Raw genomic sequence first — 724 nt, forward strand, 5'->3', positions numbered from 1 at the left:
ATTAAGGTGAGGCGCTGTTTGTTTATCAGATGATCATCTCTTCCTTACATCTTCATTATAAGTGAAAAAAATCACAATATATGTGATTTAAATCACATTATACTCAAAATTTTAATTGCTTATTTTTTGGAGAGTGCAGACTCCCTGTTGGGGTGGGGGTTAGCATCATGATCCCGTTTGATCAGGCAGCTTCCTGAATCAAAGGGATCATGATGCAAGCGTGGTGCGAGACAACAAACATGTCTCAAGATTAGAAACCATCTGATCATGGGGGCGTAATAATACGTATCTATGTACACGGAGGCGATGAGGATGGAAAATTACTTTGTGGGTTGGGGAACCTTGGCATTGATCAATGCCGGGCTCGCCCAAGGGAAAAATCGCAGCGGCCTTAACTGGTTCTTCATCTCGTTATTGCTCGGTCCGTTAGCGACCTTTCTGATTGTTGTTTTTGCCAAACTGCCGGAGCAGTGAGCCGATTGGAAGCTGCATCTGCAATTGTGTGAAAAGGGGACTATGGACAACATGAAGCCATGCAATACAAGTGATCATGCGCCTTCTGAAACTCAATAGACAAAAGGCGACCGAGACATGCTCGATCACCTTTAGGGGATTGCCTGGGATTTTCATCCCAGCTGTATGTGAGTCAGGAAGGAGGATGCACCCATCCTCCAATCCCGTGTTAAGCCGTTTGTTTTTTCATGCGGGCTGCCGGTGTATGTCC

1 protein-coding gene is annotated in these 724 nt (G+C 45.3%); it reads left to right on the forward strand.

Annotated elements, in window-relative coordinates:
• The first annotated feature begins 312 nt into the window (after positions 1-312).
• Entirely contained in the window at positions 313-474 is a 162-nt protein-coding gene (locus CHH75_RS24985) for a hypothetical protein (protein WP_176475664.1), read from the forward strand.
• The last annotated feature ends 250 nt before the right edge of the window (positions 475-724 follow it).

The organism is Paenibacillus sp. 7541, from assembly GCF_002276395.1.
Taxonomy (GTDB): Bacteria; Bacillota; Bacilli; order Paenibacillales; family Paenibacillaceae; genus Paenibacillus_AQ; species Paenibacillus_AQ campinasensis.